We start from the raw sequence: 17,330 nt of genomic DNA, 5'->3' as shown, positions 1-17,330 counted from the left end.
AAAATTGTTATAAATGGATATTCAGATTGAGCTGTTGATCTTTCTGCAGCTGTTCTAATTTCTGCCGGAGTTGGGCCCAATAGGAATGGTCGTTTGAAAAGACCACTTCTTTAATTTTATCCTTCAAGTCAGGAACATGCTGTTGCAAGATGCTTTCAAGGTTTTGCCAGTTTCGATCCGAGCGTGCCTGCATGCTGAGTCCGTATATCCAGATGGTATCCGTGTGGGGCGCGAGCATATCAATCAGCGGTTTCACATCGGTAATATACGGGATCACCGGGCAGATGAGGGCATTGGTCTTGATGCCGGCTGCGCTTAATTTCCGCAACGCCTCAATTCTGTCCTCGGTATCGATGGTATGGGCTTCAAACTGTTGGCGGACACGGTTGTCGTTAAAGGCCACCGAGACGCTGACCGAGGCATCCTGCATTTCCTGCAACAGATCCATATCGCGAACGACCAGATCAGACTTGGTGAGTATACTTACCCAAAACCCCTTTTCCAAGAGCAGCGCCAGAACCCTGCGGGTCTGGCGCTGCTCGTCTTCACAGGGTTGGTACGGATCGGTGTAGTAACTCAGATAGATCTTCTGTGGAGATATATTTTCCAGTTCTTCAGCGAGTTGACCGGCTATGTCACTATGTATGTGAATTTCCTTTTCCCAGTCTGTCTCAGCCTGGTTAAGGGCATAGCAGTAGTAGCAGTAGTGCCCGCAACCAACGTACGGGTCAACCTGGTACGCAATGTTTTGCAGGTTGCAGGGTATTAGAATCGGGCGCTGGGTGCATGTCGAAATGCGCATCGGTTTACCTCTTTTCTTCCTAAAGGGAAACGAATCGGTTTTATTCGCCTTGCGGAACCAGTTTTATGGCCCCGCCGGGAATCAGCAGCGCATAGGGCCTTTGGGTTGCGGCAAATAATTGATTGGCAAATTGACCGGCCTGATCCTTAACATCTTCGCCCAGTTCTGCCGGGGTGGTGCTATTGCAGACCAATAGCTCACCGGCGGAATGGGTCTTATTGTATACCAGCATTCTTTGAAACGAGGTCAGAACCTGTTCGGCATTGTTTTCAAATGGATCCGCAGCAGTCACGATCAGTGCCTGGCGCTGACCTTCGACAAAAGACGTATGATTCGGTGCGCCGCATTCCCCCCTGTAAAGACAATAGCAGCGGTCAATCAGTGCCTTCATCTGGGCACTAAAGCCCCAGTAGTACAAGGGCGAGGCATAAATAACAATATCACTGGCCACCATCTGATCGATGATCATTGGGCCGTCATCCTTTTGAACACAGCCGGGTTCGTCTGGTTTATCCTTGCACTTGTAACAGCTGATACATCCATTGATCTTTTTGGAAGCTAAATTAATTCGTTTGACCTGGTGCCCCTGAGATTGTAATTCCGCTTCTACCCAACCCAGAACGGTTGCCGTGTTTCCTTTTCTTCTCGGACCACCGAAAATAGATATGACCTTCATAAGAATCTCCTCATTTTCAAGTCAATTAATTATCAGGCTCAGATGCATGCCCAGCATTTGCCGCTCGGGATACAGTAATTTTAAGGTTTTCATGATGCAAAAAAATATCCCCCGACATCAAACCTGAACAAGGCTGAAGCCTTCATCGATCCAGCCGGTAACACCGCCGATCATTTTTTTTACCGGCCGGCCCAGCCTGGCCAATCGAACCGCAGCCTTTTCAGTGGCATTGCAATGCGGGCCGGCGCAATAGACCACAAACAGCGTATCCGGCGGATAGGCATTGAGCGTGTCTTCGTTAATACGGGCATGCGGCAGGCTGACGGCGCCTTTGATATGCCCTTTTTTGTAAAGTTTTTCTCCCCGAACATCGAGCAGCACAAAGTCTTGACGATCGTTGGTCATGGCATGATGCACATCCCAGCAATCTGTTTCAAATTCAAGCAAACTTTCAAAATGCTTTAACGCCCGTTCGGAATCTGCGGCCGGAGGCCGACTGACCATTGAGCTCATCATGTCTCCTGTGCCTGGGTTGAGTTTTAGGTATATCTAAAAATTCCTAACGCTTGATATCCTATATCAAAACCAGGCGCAAGATTTTGCTCGATACGATGGTTGATAGCACCAGATGGCCGCAGATGGATTATGCGTTTTTGGATTCTTTGGCCTCGAGTCGCGCGGCTATCCCGCTTGCCATCATCTCACCAAACTCTTGATAGCTTTCCTCCGATGGGTGAAAGCCATCGGCCGAAAACATCTGCGGCTCCGGTTCAAAGTCCAGGGGGACGTGAATCGCATTTTGGTGCCGTGCGATTTCTTGCCGCAGGACCCTGTCAAAGGTTTCACCGCGGATGCCGAACAGGGCCCGCATGGGCTGGGGCAAAATCGGGAAGCCTCTGAGCGGCGGTATGCCGGCAACAGCAATGGTAGCGTCGGGGGCATAAGCGACCAGAGCGCCCAAAAGTTTTGAAAGGTTTTGGCGCCATTTGACCACACTGGACAGCGAGGTGGCATCATTGACACCCACAGACACGACCATGATATCCGGCCGCTTTTCGGGCAACTGGGGGACAAGCCGCTCGATCACCTGTTTTGACACTGCCCCGATGCGCCCGATCGTCTTCCAGCTGATGGCGCAATTGCACAATACGGCTAGCCGCTCTGCGGTTCGACCCACCAGCGCTTTCGCAAGAGTTGAGGCGCCGACCCCTGCGATAATGGAATCACCGATGGCAATCAGGTGATATTTTTTCCCGGAACCCGCAATACCTTCCCGGGACCCGCCTGCTGCCGAGAAGCGAGGTGCGGTTTTGCGGACATAAAGGGCCTGCGGCAGTATAAATGGCAGCAAGGCCCAGAATAGGATGCTTCGCATGACAAATCCCGCAAGGACTAAACAGCTTGCAGCAAATAAAATGAGTAGCCGTAACTGTCGCTGTATTTTTCGAAAAATTCGATTTCAGACTCGGTTTCGGAGATGACCCCCTGCATAACCGGGTCGGCTGCAGGCCGCAGCGCATCCATGCGGTCTTTCAGCGGTTCGTAGTAGTATGTCCACCAGGCCTGGGTGGGCAGGCGATGGACGCCCTGCACCTCAAATCCGCTGCGGCGTGCCAGTTTGGCGTTTTCGCTTTCACTGGCAATTTGCGGGTACGCCGCCTGCCAGAAGTCTAAGACCGGCTGCGGTATCTGATCGGTGAACCAGTTGATTTCCGAGATGACCGCCAGGCCGCCGGGGGCCAGCAGGGGGCGCCAGGTATTTAAAGCGCCCTCAAATGTCAGGTTATAGGCGGCGCCTTCCGACCACAACAGATCGACGCTGGCCAGCCGCCAGTCAAGGCTTCCCATATCGGCCTCAACGGTTTCGATCAGGTGATCCAGGCCCTGCGCTTTGGCAAAGTCTTTCAGGTCTTCCAGAAAAGGGCCTGAAAAATCGACCGCAATGATCTGGGTTTTAAACCATTTGGCCAGAATCAGGGCCCCGGCTCCGGCACCGCAGCCAAGATCGACAATGCGGGGTTTGGGCGGCAATTCCGGCAGCAGGGATAAGATGTGTTCTGAAAATGACGGATCACCCGGGCCCTGGCGCTCCAGACCGCGATGCAATTCGATCAAGGCTTTAATTTGCGCACTATGCTCTGCCATGTTTTCCTCTCTATCAGACCCTTTAGGCGGCTTCTACCCTTTGCTTAAAAAATTAAGTGATGGTTCTCAAAGAAGCGAAACGAGTCCCTTGAAACACCGTCAAGGTCAACCGCAAGGCGTTTAATCTGGTCCTTTTTTGTGCCGCTCCAAATTTGGATACAATCTACCTTATGCCCGGCAGATATGAGGTCAGAAACCACATCGTAAAATAGCTTTGTGGCCTCGATTTCATCCGCTTCTTCCGGAAACCATTCAACCGGTTCACCAAAACCAAGCTCAACCGACAGCAAATGGCGAAAGGTGCAGCTGCAGCCTGCTTTTGAGCCCACAAACCACCGGTCTTCATATTCCAGCAGATCCAATACGGCTGGATCGGTGTCGCTGAAGTTTTTTTCAAAGCGGATGAGCGCGCAGTTGTGCTGTGATAAATCCCCCTCAAAGTCAGTCGACAGGTAAACTAAGTAACACATTTCAGATTAAACCAAATACCTCGCTAATGATGCCTTCCGGATGCGCATCTTTTCTGTATACCATGGCTAATGTTGCCATAGGGATTAGCTAAATGCAAACAGGGCGGCCTGGATGATCGGTATTGAATAAACCGCCTGATCGATGCTTAAAACCAACCCATTGACCGGTTCAGATGCTGCAAAATGCGCTCTGGCGTGTTCTTCTGAACAGAAGAATACTGATTTCTGTCAGAAGTCAGGGATGATATTGGGGGCTGAAAACGAATCCCAATCCACCAGGGGGGAGATGATGTGAGGCGTGCAATTTCCCTGGTAGACCTCGTAGTTCATTTCGCTGTCCATCACGATTTGTATCGCTTGATCACTGTGCGCGCAGACCGTATCGATTGTTACGCTGATCGATTTTTTTCGCAGGTGCCCCTGCACGAAGGGCGTGGCAATGGCATCGACCGCTCAGGCGGCATTAATTTTTTCGCCGCTGCTGAACGTCAGTTGATGCGGTGTTTTGTCAGCGCTAACCGGATAGGCCCAGAGGACCTCACCTTTGTCATTTCGTACCAGAAAAAAAAGATTCTTCTCCAGATCATCGAGAATCGCGGTCGTTTTTGATAATGGCAGGTCACATTTTTCAGCGATGTGCTCCGGCGGGATGGGTTTTGCGAGGCGGGGCAGCTCCCTGACCACAAAATAACGGATCAGATGATGATCTTCGGTCATAAAGTCGAGCAGTTTTGGTAATTCCGATGCTCTTTGCTGAACATGCTGTGCCCAGGATTCCCTGGGGATTTCCGAAAACTGGTTTTCCGTAACGGATAACACTTGCTCTTTCATTTTTTACCCTCCGAGACTGCAAACCTAATCCAGGTCCAGCATGCTTTTACACCGATTACATTTGACAGCCCCTCTGAAAACCTTGTTGCCGCAATCCGGGCAAAAATAACGGGCTTCTTCATCCTGGATCCATTTTTCCGTACCGACTTCGCGTCTATAATGAACGGCTCTTAAAATCACTTTTTTGCCAACCATCATCGGAAAATTTTCAATATGCTCACATGGAAATTCATCACATTGATGACACCCGCTGTAGCCTTTTTCCTGGGTGCAGTCACGGATTTCACACTGCTGGCAGTGCATAAACCGATTATCGGACATGCACCCATCGCATTGCATATCTTCAAGTGAAAGGTTTTCACTGTTCGGCAGGGTGCCTTTACCGGGAACGCCCCCTTTATACAGTGCCACGAGTCGTTCCTTAAATTTTTGATTGTTATCGCGATGGGCGATATAAATGGCACACACACCGCAATACAGGCCGCAGGGCGAAGCCAGCTCCGGGTTAATCTTCATAGGCCCCTCCTTTTTTTAGTATACCTGCAAATCAGGAAGCAGCGATCGTGATTTAGCATAGACAATTTTGGGTTCAGAATCAAACCCCAAAATTTGTTTATTGGTAGGCCAGGTAGCGTGGGGTCAGATTTTCTGACGCTTAAGCGTGCGGTGTAACCAGATTAAACTCATCGAAATGATAATATAATTGATAAAGATTACAAAAATGAAAACGATTTGCTGTACATGGCTGGTGACCACTATATTTTTATAGATGGAGCTAATATCTGGATTATTTTTCTTGAGAACAAAACATGAAATGACGGATTCATCGAAAACAAGGTCTGCTAGATTCTTAAAATGATGACCGTTTGCCCTGAAGTAAAACATGTTTAATGCTGCGAAAAGTACGCTGATAATTAACAAAATAACGATCGTTGCAATACAGAATTTTTGTTTTGTATTCATGTATTAAGCTTTGCTTGTTTTTTGGGCAACGCGGACTTCATTTCTTATCGCTTTTCCGACAGGTCCACTTAACCAATAAGAAGGTTCGCAGGCACATAAAGACAGCCAAACAACAATTATTGCAGCCAATTTCATTATAATGCTCTTTTGATGCGCCATGGTTGTGCCCTGGTGGATAAGGCGGGGCTGGATTCGGCCACTTTTACGGCGAGTTGTTTTAATTTGTCTTCAATTTCCTTGGGTTCCTTTAACAGCAAAAACCCCAGGGGCTCATATTGCTTAGCAAACCAGGAGTTACGCAGTGTCTGGCACGTAATGATGACGTCACCTAATCCATTTTTATGCTCTTTGGTGTAAATGTCCTGAAGATGTTTGGGGTAAAAAGATTGGATTATGCGGTTAGACCGTCCTTGATAAATTCTGATCGCCCTCTTGTTGGTAATGATGTATACGTTTTTTGTCCAATTGCGGCGATTCCAGATAGGGATTGATAAAATGAGCAATCCAAAAATCAAGGGCAGTAGCATATATAGCAAAGCGGGATGTAATCCTACATGGCTGAGTATTTTAATATAACAAAAGATAATAAAAGCCGTCCATGGTATCCCGAATACCAATGCGCCAATACCGCCATGAGCAAAATAACTGGGGGTTGGTTTTCCCAGCCATTCAATTTGCTCTTCAGGCTCAAGCGTGCTTTTGATACGATCCATCAGTTGTTTTGATAAAGTATATTCAACCATTTATATAAATAATTTTATCTTATTGAATTAATCGTATTGCTTATCAACTACCGGGTATCCGCACAACATCAGTTCTTTGAAAAGTGAATCAGGATTAAAAAAATAGCAACCTGGCATTGTAACCTTTTTCCCAGACTTCATAAAAAATTTTATCCGAGGATGTCTTCTGATCTTTATGTCAATCTTGCTAATGTCATCTTTTTGAAATTGGTGTGTTGTGGCTCCGTTTGACTTAAACTCGATCATCTCATCTGTAACTGTTTGTGTATATTCTGTTCTTCTTTTTAGCTTCTGGATTAAATATATTGCGAATAATAGTAAAAGCACAATAAAGCCCGTATTAAACAAATACCCAATGTCTCTGCCGTAGAACTTTTTATCTATAAAATAGAATAATACACCTGCTATCAAAATAACTATGACTTGGACGCCATTTATAACACCATGCCTGATTTGAGAATGTTCAAAGCTCATTATTTCTTAGTCTCTCTTTTTGATGAGTTGTTAAATGTAACAGCGCCTATCTGTGTTTTTATCGCTTGAACTTCATTCAGTCTTGTCAAAGACCAAAACCCTGTGTGTAGCCCCATGACCATTTTCTTTTGCCGCAAATGGAAAATTTTCGACGGCAAAACCACAACCACTCGATCAGTTCAACACAAAAACCGATAAAAAATGACATGATCAATGAAGCTGCAAAAAGCGCCGGGCCGCCCAGCAGCCACCACCACCCCAATCCTTCCGGAAATATCAGTCGCAAAATGACTATTAATGGCACAAACGCCATGCTCATATAAACAATTAGCAGCAAACTACAGGTCGTATGCGGGAGAATACCTCGACCCCCACTTAATCCGCACGCTTTGCAGGTATAAATCATATTGATGACTAAACTATGAATCGCTAAACGATGCAGATGATAAAACCGAAGCCTTCAGGTTTTTGAGCATCTCATGGTTTGTTTCAATTTATGATGGCTTGAACTGATTCATTCTTTCTATAAAATCAGCGGTGTTTTCGAGCTGATCTTCCGGGAAAATATATCCAAAGGCGGTATCCAAAAAGAGTATGACCAGACCGCTGTGGTGTTCAATGGATTGGACAACATCCCAACTGTGAAAACCGGTGTATCCTTTTCCTTCTGAATGGATGCCCTTTTCATCAAAAACAAAATGATGTTTACCGATGAAACTGCCTCGCTCGGACGGCATTAGCGAGGATTGCATTCTATAAATGTTCAATAGAAACAGGCCAATCATTGCGATAAAAACGGTGGCAACAGATATGGCGGTTGGCCAATGCCAGACCTTAACCGTTAAGAATATAATGGCAAAAAGCGAAATCAAGATAAGCCAAATGACCAGATTTCCAAAGAACCCATCCACAAACCCTTTAAGCTTTTTCAACGTGCGCTTTTGAACGAATTGATTAAATTTCAACCAATCTTCTTTGTTTAGCTGAATGTCTATTTCCATCTTGTCTCCGTTGATGAACGTATTGGCCAAATGGCATTCTGACTTCAATTTTCCATCGGTTTTCGCCTGCTGATCAAAATGCAGCTCAGCGGTTGGAAGTTGTCCTTTTCCGTTGTACCGAGGCCTTTTAGTCGAGCCGCTCGATGGTAGTGGGGTGCTCTATGGCTTCAGATATCATTTGCATCGTCCTTGCCATACCAAAGCCGAGGTCGTTACAAACGATAAACCTGGTTTCAGCGATTTGCTTTTTTCTCTTCAGGTGTTCATATTTATTGCGCATTTTCATGACATCAACATGGGTAAATGCAAAATCCCTTACTTGATCAAAATGTACTTTCTCAATGGCGCCGGGACCCACCGTATCGTCTTCCATGATGACATCGAAATAGTCCAAAACATCCTGGGCACCTAACGTGCCTTCGATAAAGACTTCAATTATATTTTTAGCTTTGTCATATTGGTAGGCAATCACCTGTGCTGCCTTTCTGGATAGTTGCGAACATGTCAACTCATATATAAACAGTGAAAGACTTATTTTTTTACTTAGAATTGGACAACTTTTTGAGTTCTGCAGTAGTTTCATCATAACATGATTGGCAGATGCCGTGCGTAAACTGCGGCAGACGGGTTTTCTCAAATAATTTCAATTTTTGTACCGCGAATTCGAGCTCCTCCCAATCAGTCTTGGACATCGCTATTTTCTTGCACATACTGCAAATTCTTATTGTCTCCTCTGATCTTTCTACATCAGATCTCAACAACTCAACGGGTTTTCTTAGCTCTGTTTTAATTGTTTGACTTTCAAAATCGACAGAGCCGTCTTCCAGTGGAATAACTGTAAGCTTGAGGAAACGGCGCTGTTCCGGTGAATCGCAGCGAAATGAAAAAGTCGCCTGCTGATGATGTTCCCGGACTTTTTGCAGTATCATTTCATACAGGTGCCTTGTCTCAGGATCGCGAATATGATCCCACAAGGATGACCCAATAATATTCTCGGGTGAACAGCTTTGGGCACCCAGGTTTTCCAGTGCGAATGAGTACCAATTGTCGCTCACACCGATGATAATATCATTTTTATCTATTCTGTGACCGTATGTCTCACGATTGCCGTGCTGTTCCATGATCTGCTTTTTCTCTGCGTAAGTTTGAGGCGTTGATTCAAAAAGTTTAGTTAGCCATCTGTTTCTTTTTCCCAGGTCGTATCAAATAAAATTGAGATAATAGCTGACGGCAGTTGTTTCGTGTTTGTATGTCCAGATATTGCCAAGGGAACCATGTTTGAAAAGATAGAAATTCGTTGCCGTTTCTCTTGTTCCGGAATCGTCATCCAATGAATAGGTCACTTTTACGACGACTTTCTTGGGGCTCGAAAATTTAAAAAGCGGATAACTTGCCTCTACCGACTCGACATTGAGCGTGGTGCTGGTAATCGAGTTTGCCACTTCCTCTATCTCATCCGTATCTCCTGTCTCCATAGCAGCCTTTAATGTTTCCACATCATCCGGGAAGTAATCTGTCAAAAGTTGCAACTCTATCTTTTTCATTAAGGTCTCATCATCTCTTAAATCACTGAATGTCATCAGCCTTACGCCAAAGATCCCGATTAAAACGACAATTGCGACCGCAGCTTTCCAGCCGGTCAGTTTTATATTTAATTCCGACATATTTTGCCTCCAATGAGTTTTCTACAAGTGTTCATCACTTTTAGAGAAGATCCTAAACCCGTATGGTCTTCCGTAATTTTTATTATTGTTGTCAGCTGATGTTATATACTGAGAATGCGCCAAGAAATTCGGTCTGATTGTCAGGGGTTAGGCTGGTCGGGATAGAAAGCGAATAATCTGAATAAGTTGTCTTCAAAGCGCAAAGTAATACAACGACCTTTCTATAATTTTATTACGAGTCCTTTGTTTTAATCAACAAAAAGTTTATAACTGCCTGAAATAACTGTTTAAATATATTTCTAAGACCGTCTTCAATTTTTCATAATGTGTCGGTTAGGAAAAGAATATACTCTGGGGAAGATGATCTGTTCAATTTCGCATTTAGGAGTTAAAGCAGATCAGGAGGACCCTGTGCGGAAAGGTAGGTCTATGGGATGATGGGCTAGAAGAAAACAACGAATTGAATCCCTGTGCAGGTGTACTATTTAACTATATTGCTATTTATCTTTGTGGCGGGTGATCCTATATACCCATCATGCCGGTGGCCACAATCTGCCAGCTAAATGATGCAAGCAGGGTGATCAGGGCCAGTATTGAAAATACAGCTATCCTGCGGGATCGAACGGTGTACCACCCCAAACCGAGAACGATCGGCCAGTATACAACCATCATGGGCAAAACACCGCTGGTGGAGCGCGGATTGGTGAGACCCAATGTATCCCCAAAGGCTTTGGGTATTGTAAATGGGGCCAGCAGTGACAGACCCATCAAAACGTCAGACAGATCCGGCCAGCCCCCCCATTTATGTTTAAAGCTCATTATTGATATGGCCACGCACACGCAAACCAGAGCAACGAATGCGACTGTAAGTTTTCTGTTGTCGAGTTTCAATTTTAAAATATCCATAATTTTCGATTAACAATTAGATGTGGACTTAATTTTCGGTTTCCTGTGAGTGTAATGTAAATTTCAGTTAATGTAATATCCGACCTCAATTGAGTGGTCTTGCTCCTTGCGTGAATATCGAATTGATAAATCAATTAATTGATCATGAATAATAGCGTAGATATTGTCAGATCCCGAATTTGACGACTAATACTTTCTCTTTATGAGCAAATCTTCCAGTTCATTTCCTGAAATCAGATCTCTAAAGAACTCTTTTGCCATTTTGACGACCTGAGCGAACAGGATATTTTTATTTGAAAAGTCAGAATTTTCTGATGTCACATATGTGATTCTTTCACCAAAGTGGTTGCATCCTCCCCTCTGATACCTGATGACGCCTTTGTCCCATTTGGTTTCCAGTGTTTTCTGTTTTATGTCTAAAGTGGCGCCTGGATATTGCTTTTGAAGCGCTATCAGAACTTTTTCCTGATCGACTGTGTCGAAGACACACTCCTGCTGAGCGTGAGCAAAATGCGCTATTAGTAAAAAGGTAATAACTGAGGCGATCAATTTCATAATCTTATTATTAGTACTTCGGCTAAGCTTTGTGCCGCTGTGAGATATTATATGGTTTACTGCGGAAAAGCTTCGAAGCAAAGACCCTTCGGGTTCATTCGTTGATTATGATATGATTGTTGTTCCTTTTTCTTTAAAATACCGTTTCGTTTCAGATCTCGAAAAGATGATGATTAGAAAAGCGTAAAAAAAAAGCAAGCACAGGAAAAAAAACTTTTCTAAAAGGTCAAAACCATCCACAACTTGAATCTGAAAAAATCCAAGGATGGTCCCCAGGAATGCTAAGTAAGCATAAAGTAAAATCAAAACCACAGACCAGCTTTTTATCTTTTTAAGCCCAAAATATATGATCCAGAGACCAATGCAATGACCTAAAAGCCCATAAAAAACTTCTGAACGTGAAGCAGACAAATCCAAAATCAATTGAGAAATTAGTCCCAATGAAAAAATAATGGCCAAAATTAAAATACCATATCGAGCAATATTGAGACCCAAAGGTGTCTTTGAGTGTATTTTGTCTAAATTGGGTTTGTCTTTCTGATCATTCTTGAAATTAATCATATCGTTTGAGCTAAACTGTTTGTCTGAGACATACTCCAAAACAGCAGTGCATTTGCAGTAATCCGGCACTTACTTGCAGTTACCCACAGAGATTGTTTAACAGTCAGAGTTTGGTTGAGTTTCCGTATACTCTCTGACAATTTTATATTCACTATCCGGTTGTCGTTCGATAATCATATAATATCCGGTATCTGTGTAGCACTTGAGGTTGGAATAGCGGTTTGCTTTAATCTTAGCCCGTTTTCCATCAATGGACACGTATATCTCACTGAACGTACTTACATCTCCTTTTGCCTTTGCTAATGGCATTGTTTTTATAATCAGAGCTTTCCACTGGGCGCCTGTTAATTGCATTGTTTTTTCCAGCCCGTTTGGATATCTTCGTAAATTTTTAATAGTGGCAGAATCCAAAAATAAATCTGCCATCGATGCATCAAAACGTTCTCCCAACTTAACATACTGTTCAAAAAATCTTTTCGCACTTTCCGCATCTGCATCCTGGGCAAAGCCGTTTCCAACGGATACCATAAGAAACAATATCAAAAGAATAGTCTGGAAAACTCTCATTTCTCTCCCTTTCTTTGTGTCATTGTTATATCAATATCGAATTTTTCTTTAACCTTTTGTTTTATCCACTTTTCAGCTTTATTTATATCTCTAAAAACCATTGTTTCCCATGGCAGACCGGAATTTTCGACAATTATTTCCCACATGCGAGTTAGACCGAATTCAAGATCCTTTTTAGCTGCGATTGCCAGGACCGCCTCCGGTATAAATTCAGAGGCTTTTTTATCCTGGGCAGCTATTTTATCAACCTCCGAAGCCGATACGTCAATTTCCGTAATTCTTGAATAGTCTACCAGGCCGTATTTATACTTTTTCATTTTTTCTGCGGAGGCAAAAATTTTTCTGTTGGCTTTAATGATATCATCACCGACAATTTTCCCCTCACCAATGAGCGATACACCAATTCCATTATCCAAATATCTGACTTTGATGGGCATAAATAAATCACCTAATAATCTGACGGTAGAGCTTATCTGGTCGCAATTTGCGACCACATTATTAGAGCACAAACGCTAAAAATCAGCTTCAGCGTGTAGCGACATCCGTTGAATTGCCTTGTTAGCTTTCCGCTTTGAATGCTTCATTGAAGCTTACAGTTCCTTTTGGCATTTTTTCACTAAAAGGCAACACAAGAAAAACTTCCTGGGGAATTCCTTCATGAATCATTTCTGGATAATTTTTAAATCCAAATTTTTGATAATACTCAGGAGGTCCAACAAGGGCGCATCCTTGAGCGTTCATGCCTTTTAATAAAGACAAACCTGCATTGACAAGCGCTTTTCCTATTCCTTGTTTCTGATGGTCTGGTAATACCGAAACAGGGCCGAGTCCGTACCAGCTTGCTTTTCTATCAGAGATTGCAATAGGCGAAAAAGATATGTGACCAACTATTTTTTCATCAATTTCTGCAACCAGCGAGAGGGCTAACGCACCTGCTGATCTTAAGGCATTAATAATAAAATGCTCAGTTTGGCGGCTGATAGGATGATTTTCATACGCCGCAATTGTTACTTGTGTAATTGCTTCAATATCCGTATTTTTTTCTTGTCTTATTATCATTTTTTACTTTGTGTTTGTTTTCAAAGCTAACGATTGAGCTCACAGGGTGTCAGCAAATCGGTGCTGGCAAGCCATGTGAAGCGATTGTTCGTATTACATCCAATTTCACGAATTCCCCCCAATATCGTATATCATTACTTCATTATTGTCCTCGATGTCCAATAATGTGGGAAAAATATTCGCCAAAGTCGCCACGCCCCTCAAATTCGGCATCCGGAATTCCCTCAGGACATATCTCCAAAAAACGCTTTAAGCACATCTCAGAATCGTTTAAGGCCAGACCTGTCTGGTAATCAAAAAGTGTTATCATATGGCCTGCAATCAGCAGCAGGGTGTGGTTTTCGGACTGGTGTCCACCTAAGTATTCGTAAGGCTGCTGGAATCCCAAGATGAGAGCCTGGTCATCAAGTCCTCTTTGCTGTATGGAATCGTAATCATAACACTGATCCCAGAGGCCCCAACTGGCGTACATCAACTGCAGGGCAAGCTCCGTGTCACGGTCTCCCGCTTTCCATGCATTTAGCAGGATTGCCATTAACTCTGGATTTTCAACAGGATGAGTTCCCCATATGGCCTGTCGCACTACAGTATTCTTCGGCTTCCGCCAAGTCTTTTGATACCCTATTGCGTTCTCGGAGGCACTACGACAGGAAACTATGGCTTTAGTCAGGAGGGTAGAACATCTCTCCTCCTGCTCTCTATGAATACGTTCTTCTTTGGTCTCAGTATCTCTAGTTAAAAAGAAATATATCAGCACTAAGACCAAAAAAACGAGTAGAACAGTGACTACGAGTGTAGAACAAAACCTAAGCCAGTACAGCTTATCAGATTCATATTGTTCAAGATACTTTATAAGCGCAGGGGTAACCATTGCCGCTATCACCCCAATAGCGGCAATTATTTTCAAACCATCGTAATGTTGGAATCCCTTATCGTTTTTCATAGAATTGACTGTCAATTTAATATGAGCATAACGTACCAGGCTAAGCGGTCGCCAAAGGTGCGCAGCGCTTTTGGTGATCCGCTTCAGCGCCCTGATAGGCGGAAAGCTGTTGGCCCAGACTGGTAGTCAGGGCTCGCATCCGTTACTGGTTGACCGCCGCCATCCCCTCAGGCGAATATCGATCCCCGAGCACCTGATCTGCCAATTCATTTAGCGTCGCTCGATTCTCCTCTGTGAGACGACAGTCAAGTGCCCCCAGGTTGGTCTGGAGATTGGCGAGTTTGGTCGTGCCTGGAATGGCTACAACATGATCTCCCTGGTCCAACACCCAGGCCAAAGCAACCTGAGCTGCCACGCATTCCTTTTGGGCAGCAATCTCCTTGATCGCCTCCACCAGTTTGAGGTTAGACTCGATATTTCCCGGCTGAAACCGAGGCTGCATCTGGGCCCGGAAATCAGTCTCGCTGGTGGGCCGATCGCTGGTTGAGGAATAGCGGCCGGTCAGCATGCCCCTGCCTAAGGGCGAGTAGGCTACCAGGCTGATGCCAAGCGCCACACATGTGGGAAGTATATCCTTCTCAATATCACGGCTAAATATCGAGTACTCGGTCTGAAGGGCGGATATGGGATGAACAGCATGTGCCCGCTCAATCGTCCTGGCTGAAGCCTCTGACAAGCCAACAGCCCCGATCTTGCCTTCTTGAACTAATTTCGCCATCTCACCCACTGTATCCTCGATCTGCGTGGCCGGATCAACACGGTGGAGATAATACAGGTCAATCTTTTCGGTACCCAAACGTTTAAGACTCTTTTCGCAAGAGTTCCGGACATTGACCGGAGAGCCGTCCACCCCCACGAAGGCGCCCGTGGCCGGGTCCCGTTGGGGACCAAACTTGGTCGCCAGAACAATTTGGTCCCAACGTCCGGCAAAAGCCTTGCCCAGTAGCTGCTCATTGTGTCCTTGGCCGTAGATTTCCGCGGTATCAAAATGAGTGACACCCAGATCTACGGCCTGGTGGAGTAGATTGATGGCCTCTGACTCTTGCGTGGGTTCCCCGTAAAACTCGGAAAGTCCCATACATCCGAGTCCAATGGCCGATACTGAAATCCCCGATTGCCCAAGATGTCGTGACAACATAACGCCTCCTTTATCTTTACCCTTAAACCTATACTTGATCCCTAGTCTCTCATTTAGCACCTAACGCTGCGCTTCAGCGGCCCTGAGCGAGCAGTGCGAGTCGAAGGGTCCGACGGCATGCGCTTTTTAGGCGGCATTGCGGTAGGGTGCGTAAGCATAGTACTTCGGTCGATCATCCAGTCGTACATGTAACCAGGCAACGCCGCCTCCTGCAGTGTTCAGCCAAACCGGCTTCGAACTGATTCTACGCTCCATCGCCGCACCTACCAGCTCCCACAACAAGTGCTGCTGTGGTAAATGTGAATTTCGCAGATACGCTGCGAGGTGCCCATAGTCGCGCGGGGAATCGTCCGGACATGGTGCTATCAAAATCGCGTCTCCACCAAGGTTCGGAAACTTGACAACCCCTCCCGGCCCCGATTTTTCGAAATACTCGGCGAATGCGGCTGGATCCGGATCAAGTGATATTTCAGGGCTGTCTATCAGCACGAACTCAAAAGGCTGACCTGCTGTTGCAATTGTGACTGGCGGCGTTTCCCATCGAAAGGCGGGAAAAGGTGATTCCAACAACAGATCAATGAAAAATATTCGGAAGTCCGAATTGTTCTGCCATTGACGTAGAACTTCAGCATACGATACCGGCGACGAGTCATACTCAATGGCGAATTTAATGACTCGTCCGCTGGACAACTGTTGGAAACGTGAAGTAAACATATTTTCCCTGCAGAGTAGCGCCGCGGTTCACAGGCCGCGTAGTACGAGCGGTCCTTTGTGAAATCGCTTGTTAGAAAGTTCAACGCAATTTCCTATATGGAAGTTTCGAATTCCTATCTTGGAACTTCTACATGTATTTTTGTAACTTCATAAATAATAATAATTAATTCATTCCGTATAGGAAGTTGGGTCCAAACAGCTGCTTCCTTAGTTCCGATGAATAGACGTAATGCACTGAATAATACTTGATAATATCCTAAATGCTGCTCATTCAAATCCCTTTCATCCCTGTACGCATCCAGATATTTTTGGGTTTCGATATTTGAATCGAATGCGGGAATTATATGTTTGGCTGCCGCGTTAAATATCACCAATGTAGAAGCTATATCCATGGCTGGATCACCAATTCTACATGCAGTCCAGTCTAAAATCGCTGTTACTTCGCCATCCTTGGCCAGCACATTATATGGATGGAAATCTCCATGACAAATGGAAAGATGCTCACTATCAGATGGTCTGTTTTCTATCAGCCACAAAACAATTTCTTCCAACCACGGTAAGTGCTCACTTGCCTTGATTAAATAATCGAGTCTCCCTTCTATTCCATATTGTCGTCCGCCAAATCCCGCTGAGATCATATCTTCTCTCAATTGGCTTGAATCGGCATTGTGAAGCGCAGCATGTGTTTTACCGAGCACGATGGCAGTATTCTGACCAAAAACTGAAGGTAAAAGCACTCCGGGCAAAAAATCCATAATCAAGAATTGGTTTGCCAGATATTTATCATCAACACAGGCATAATATACATATGGCACGGTAAATCCTTGATCTACCAAAGAATTATGTATGACCCTTTCCATGATGGCCTGTTTAGGGGGATGAGACTTTCGGAATATTCGAAGAACCAGAGGCCCTGAAAGAGACAAATGAACGTTCTTCAACTTAAACTGGAAAACAGATGTATCATAACCGCCCTGAAGTAGTGATGGAGGAATTTCGTAGTCTAATTTCGTATCACCAAGTTCCTCACTAAGGAAAAATAGAAGATTATCAGAAACTTGCCTAATATACTTTTCGGTGATTTCCATATTAAGATTATTTGATATAATATTGATATT

Annotated in this window: 25 protein-coding genes; all 25 read right to left on the bottom strand. The window is 44.7% G+C overall.

All coding sequences use genetic code 11. The annotated features are described in order from the left end of the window. Positions 1-7: 7 nt before the first annotated feature. Positions 8-802: a radical SAM protein gene (locus QNJ26_18680; protein ID MDJ0987572.1), complete on the bottom strand. Its 795-nt coding sequence runs from the start codon at positions 800-802 to the stop codon at positions 8-10. Positions 803-842: 40 nt separating this feature from the next. Then, entirely contained in the window at positions 843-1,478 is a 636-nt protein-coding gene (locus QNJ26_18675; protein MDJ0987571.1) for a flavodoxin family protein, read from the bottom strand. Between the two features lie 117 nt (positions 1,479-1,595). Then, positions 1,596-1,991 (bottom strand): rhodanese-like domain-containing protein, encoded by a 396-nt coding sequence (locus QNJ26_18670; protein MDJ0987570.1) that lies wholly within the window; start codon positions 1,989-1,991, stop codon positions 1,596-1,598. Positions 1,992-2,121: 130 nt separating this feature from the next. Beyond that, positions 2,122-2,853, bottom strand: a complete 732-nt coding sequence (locus tag QNJ26_18665; protein ID MDJ0987569.1) for an SGNH/GDSL hydrolase family protein — start codon at positions 2,851-2,853, stop codon at positions 2,122-2,124. A gap of 17 nt (positions 2,854-2,870) precedes the next feature. Next, positions 2,871-3,623: a methyltransferase domain-containing protein gene (locus tag QNJ26_18660; GenBank protein MDJ0987568.1), complete on the bottom strand. Its 753-nt coding sequence runs from the start codon at positions 3,621-3,623 to the stop codon at positions 2,871-2,873. A 44-nt stretch (positions 3,624-3,667) separates the two neighbouring features. Beyond that, the gene (locus QNJ26_18655) at positions 3,668-4,093 is read right to left on the bottom strand and encodes a hypothetical protein (protein MDJ0987567.1); all 426 of its coding nucleotides are present in this window, start codon (positions 4,091-4,093) and stop codon (positions 3,668-3,670) included. Positions 4,094-4,546: 453 nt separating this feature from the next. Then, positions 4,547-4,924, bottom strand: a complete 378-nt coding sequence (locus QNJ26_18650) for a hypothetical protein (GenBank protein ID MDJ0987566.1) — start codon at positions 4,922-4,924, stop codon at positions 4,547-4,549. A gap of 24 nt (positions 4,925-4,948) precedes the next feature. Then, positions 4,949-5,440 (bottom strand): DUF3795 domain-containing protein, encoded by a 492-nt coding sequence (locus QNJ26_18645; protein ID MDJ0987565.1) that lies wholly within the window; start codon positions 5,438-5,440, stop codon positions 4,949-4,951. 581 nt (positions 5,441-6,021) lie between these two features. Further along, positions 6,022-6,600 carry a hypothetical protein gene (locus tag QNJ26_18640; protein MDJ0987564.1) on the bottom strand — a complete coding sequence of 193 codons (579 nt, stop codon included), beginning with the start codon at positions 6,598-6,600 and terminating at the stop codon, positions 6,022-6,024. A gap of 57 nt (positions 6,601-6,657) precedes the next feature. Beyond that, positions 6,658-7,104, bottom strand: coding sequence for a hypothetical protein (locus QNJ26_18635; GenBank protein MDJ0987563.1), 447 nt, complete (start codon positions 7,102-7,104; stop codon positions 6,658-6,660). 85 nt (positions 7,105-7,189) lie between these two features. Continuing rightward, on the bottom strand, positions 7,190-7,408 hold the full coding sequence (locus tag QNJ26_18630; protein ID MDJ0987562.1) for a hypothetical protein: 219 nt from the start codon (positions 7,406-7,408) through the stop codon (positions 7,190-7,192). Positions 7,409-7,598: 190 nt separating this feature from the next. Then, positions 7,599-8,105: a hypothetical protein gene (locus QNJ26_18625; protein MDJ0987561.1), complete on the bottom strand. Its 507-nt coding sequence runs from the start codon at positions 8,103-8,105 to the stop codon at positions 7,599-7,601. A gap of 127 nt (positions 8,106-8,232) precedes the next feature. Continuing rightward, a complete protein-coding gene (locus QNJ26_18620) occupies positions 8,233-8,577 on the bottom strand; it encodes a hypothetical protein (protein MDJ0987560.1) in 345 nt (114 codons plus the stop codon). A gap of 67 nt (positions 8,578-8,644) precedes the next feature. Continuing rightward, complete coding sequence (locus QNJ26_18615; protein MDJ0987559.1) at positions 8,645-9,226, bottom strand: hypothetical protein; 582 nt, start codon at positions 9,224-9,226, stop codon at positions 8,645-8,647. Between the two features lie 81 nt (positions 9,227-9,307). Continuing rightward, on the bottom strand, positions 9,308-9,769 hold the full coding sequence (locus QNJ26_18610; GenBank protein ID MDJ0987558.1) for a hypothetical protein: 462 nt from the start codon (positions 9,767-9,769) through the stop codon (positions 9,308-9,310). A gap of 522 nt (positions 9,770-10,291) precedes the next feature. Then, a complete protein-coding gene (locus QNJ26_18605) occupies positions 10,292-10,588 on the bottom strand; it encodes a hypothetical protein (GenBank protein ID MDJ0987557.1) in 297 nt (98 codons plus the stop codon). Between the two features lie 273 nt (positions 10,589-10,861). Next, positions 10,862-11,230 carry a hypothetical protein gene (locus tag QNJ26_18600; GenBank protein ID MDJ0987556.1) on the bottom strand — a complete coding sequence of 123 codons (369 nt, stop codon included), beginning with the start codon at positions 11,228-11,230 and terminating at the stop codon, positions 10,862-10,864. 105 nt (positions 11,231-11,335) lie between these two features. Continuing rightward, positions 11,336-11,791, bottom strand: a complete 456-nt coding sequence (locus QNJ26_18595; protein MDJ0987555.1) for a hypothetical protein — start codon at positions 11,789-11,791, stop codon at positions 11,336-11,338. A 96-nt stretch (positions 11,792-11,887) separates the two neighbouring features. Beyond that, positions 11,888-12,358 (bottom strand): hypothetical protein, encoded by a 471-nt coding sequence (locus QNJ26_18590; GenBank protein ID MDJ0987554.1) that lies wholly within the window; start codon positions 12,356-12,358, stop codon positions 11,888-11,890. Next, positions 12,355-12,795, bottom strand: a complete 441-nt coding sequence (locus QNJ26_18585) for a hypothetical protein (protein MDJ0987553.1) — start codon at positions 12,793-12,795, stop codon at positions 12,355-12,357. Before QNJ26_18585 ends, QNJ26_18590 begins: the two co-directional genes overlap by 4 nt. A gap of 121 nt (positions 12,796-12,916) precedes the next feature. Then, positions 12,917-13,417, bottom strand: a complete 501-nt coding sequence (locus QNJ26_18580; GenBank protein ID MDJ0987552.1) for an N-acetyltransferase — start codon at positions 13,415-13,417, stop codon at positions 12,917-12,919. Between the two features lie 142 nt (positions 13,418-13,559). Beyond that, the gene (locus tag QNJ26_18575; GenBank protein MDJ0987551.1) at positions 13,560-14,360 is read right to left on the bottom strand and encodes a hypothetical protein; all 801 of its coding nucleotides are present in this window, start codon (positions 14,358-14,360) and stop codon (positions 13,560-13,562) included. Between the two features lie 142 nt (positions 14,361-14,502). Further along, complete coding sequence (locus QNJ26_18570; GenBank protein ID MDJ0987550.1) at positions 14,503-15,498, bottom strand: aldo/keto reductase; 996 nt, start codon at positions 15,496-15,498, stop codon at positions 14,503-14,505. A 126-nt stretch (positions 15,499-15,624) separates the two neighbouring features. Further along, positions 15,625-16,212, bottom strand: a complete 588-nt coding sequence (locus QNJ26_18565; GenBank protein ID MDJ0987549.1) for a hypothetical protein — start codon at positions 16,210-16,212, stop codon at positions 15,625-15,627. Positions 16,213-16,325: 113 nt separating this feature from the next. Then, a partial coding sequence (locus tag QNJ26_18560; protein ID MDJ0987548.1) for a phosphotransferase occupies positions 16,326-17,330 on the bottom strand: 1,005 nt, incomplete at its 5' end.

The sequence above is a fragment of the Desulfobacterales bacterium genome (assembly GCA_030066985.1).
In the GTDB taxonomy this organism is placed as follows: domain Bacteria; phylum Desulfobacterota; class Desulfobacteria; order Desulfobacterales; family JAHEIW01; genus JAHEIW01.
Note: the sequence above shows the minus strand (reverse complement) of the source record. Positions and strands in the feature narration are given on the sequence as shown.

Excerpts from the sequence above, each read along its gene's own strand:
- QNJ26_18665 (MDJ0987569.1), bottom strand. The coding sequence starts at position 2,853 with ATGCGAAGCATCCTATTCTGGGCCTTGCTGCCATTTATACTGCCGCAG.
- QNJ26_18580 (MDJ0987552.1), bottom strand. The coding sequence starts at position 13,417 with ATGATAATAAGACAAGAAAAAAATACGGATATTGAAGCAATTACACAA.
- QNJ26_18660 (MDJ0987568.1), bottom strand. The coding sequence starts at position 3,623 with ATGGCAGAGCATAGTGCGCAAATTAAAGCCTTGATCGAATTGCATCGC.
- QNJ26_18600 (MDJ0987556.1), bottom strand. The coding sequence starts at position 11,230 with ATGAAATTGATCGCCTCAGTTATTACCTTTTTACTAATAGCGCATTTT.
- QNJ26_18625 (MDJ0987561.1), bottom strand. The coding sequence starts at position 8,105 with ATGGAAATAGACATTCAGCTAAACAAAGAAGATTGGTTGAAATTTAAT.
- QNJ26_18575 (MDJ0987551.1), bottom strand. The coding sequence starts at position 14,360 with ATGAAAAACGATAAGGGATTCCAACATTACGATGGTTTGAAAATAATT.
- QNJ26_18670 (MDJ0987570.1), bottom strand. The coding sequence starts at position 1,991 with ATGAGCTCAATGGTCAGTCGGCCTCCGGCCGCAGATTCCGAACGGGCG.
- QNJ26_18680 (MDJ0987572.1), bottom strand. The coding sequence starts at position 802 with ATGCGCATTTCGACATGCACCCAGCGCCCGATTCTAATACCCTGCAAC.
- QNJ26_18595 (MDJ0987555.1), bottom strand. The coding sequence starts at position 11,791 with ATGATTAATTTCAAGAATGATCAGAAAGACAAACCCAATTTAGACAAA.
- QNJ26_18645 (MDJ0987565.1), bottom strand. The coding sequence starts at position 5,440 with ATGAAGATTAACCCGGAGCTGGCTTCGCCCTGCGGCCTGTATTGCGGT.
- QNJ26_18635 (MDJ0987563.1), bottom strand. The coding sequence starts at position 7,104 with ATGAGCTTTGAACATTCTCAAATCAGGCATGGTGTTATAAATGGCGTC.
- QNJ26_18640 (MDJ0987564.1), bottom strand. The coding sequence starts at position 6,600 with ATGGATCGTATCAAAAGCACGCTTGAGCCTGAAGAGCAAATTGAATGG.
- QNJ26_18615 (MDJ0987559.1), bottom strand. The coding sequence starts at position 9,226 with ATGGAACAGCACGGCAATCGTGAGACATACGGTCACAGAATAGATAAA.
- QNJ26_18655 (MDJ0987567.1), bottom strand. The coding sequence starts at position 4,093 with ATGTGTTACTTAGTTTACCTGTCGACTGACTTTGAGGGGGATTTATCA.
- QNJ26_18565 (MDJ0987549.1), bottom strand. The coding sequence starts at position 16,212 with ATGTTTACTTCACGTTTCCAACAGTTGTCCAGCGGACGAGTCATTAAA.
- QNJ26_18650 (MDJ0987566.1), bottom strand. The coding sequence starts at position 4,924 with ATGAAAGAGCAAGTGTTATCCGTTACGGAAAACCAGTTTTCGGAAATC.
- QNJ26_18610 (MDJ0987558.1), bottom strand. The coding sequence starts at position 9,769 with ATGTCGGAATTAAATATAAAACTGACCGGCTGGAAAGCTGCGGTCGCA.
- QNJ26_18585 (MDJ0987553.1), bottom strand. The coding sequence starts at position 12,795 with ATGCCCATCAAAGTCAGATATTTGGATAATGGAATTGGTGTATCGCTC.
- QNJ26_18590 (MDJ0987554.1), bottom strand. The coding sequence starts at position 12,358 with ATGAGAGTTTTCCAGACTATTCTTTTGATATTGTTTCTTATGGTATCC.
- QNJ26_18605 (MDJ0987557.1), bottom strand. The coding sequence starts at position 10,588 with ATGAGCTTTAAACATAAATGGGGGGGCTGGCCGGATCTGTCTGACGTT.
- QNJ26_18570 (MDJ0987550.1), bottom strand. The coding sequence starts at position 15,498 with ATGTTGTCACGACATCTTGGGCAATCGGGGATTTCAGTATCGGCCATT.
- QNJ26_18675 (MDJ0987571.1), bottom strand. The coding sequence starts at position 1,478 with ATGAAGGTCATATCTATTTTCGGTGGTCCGAGAAGAAAAGGAAACACG.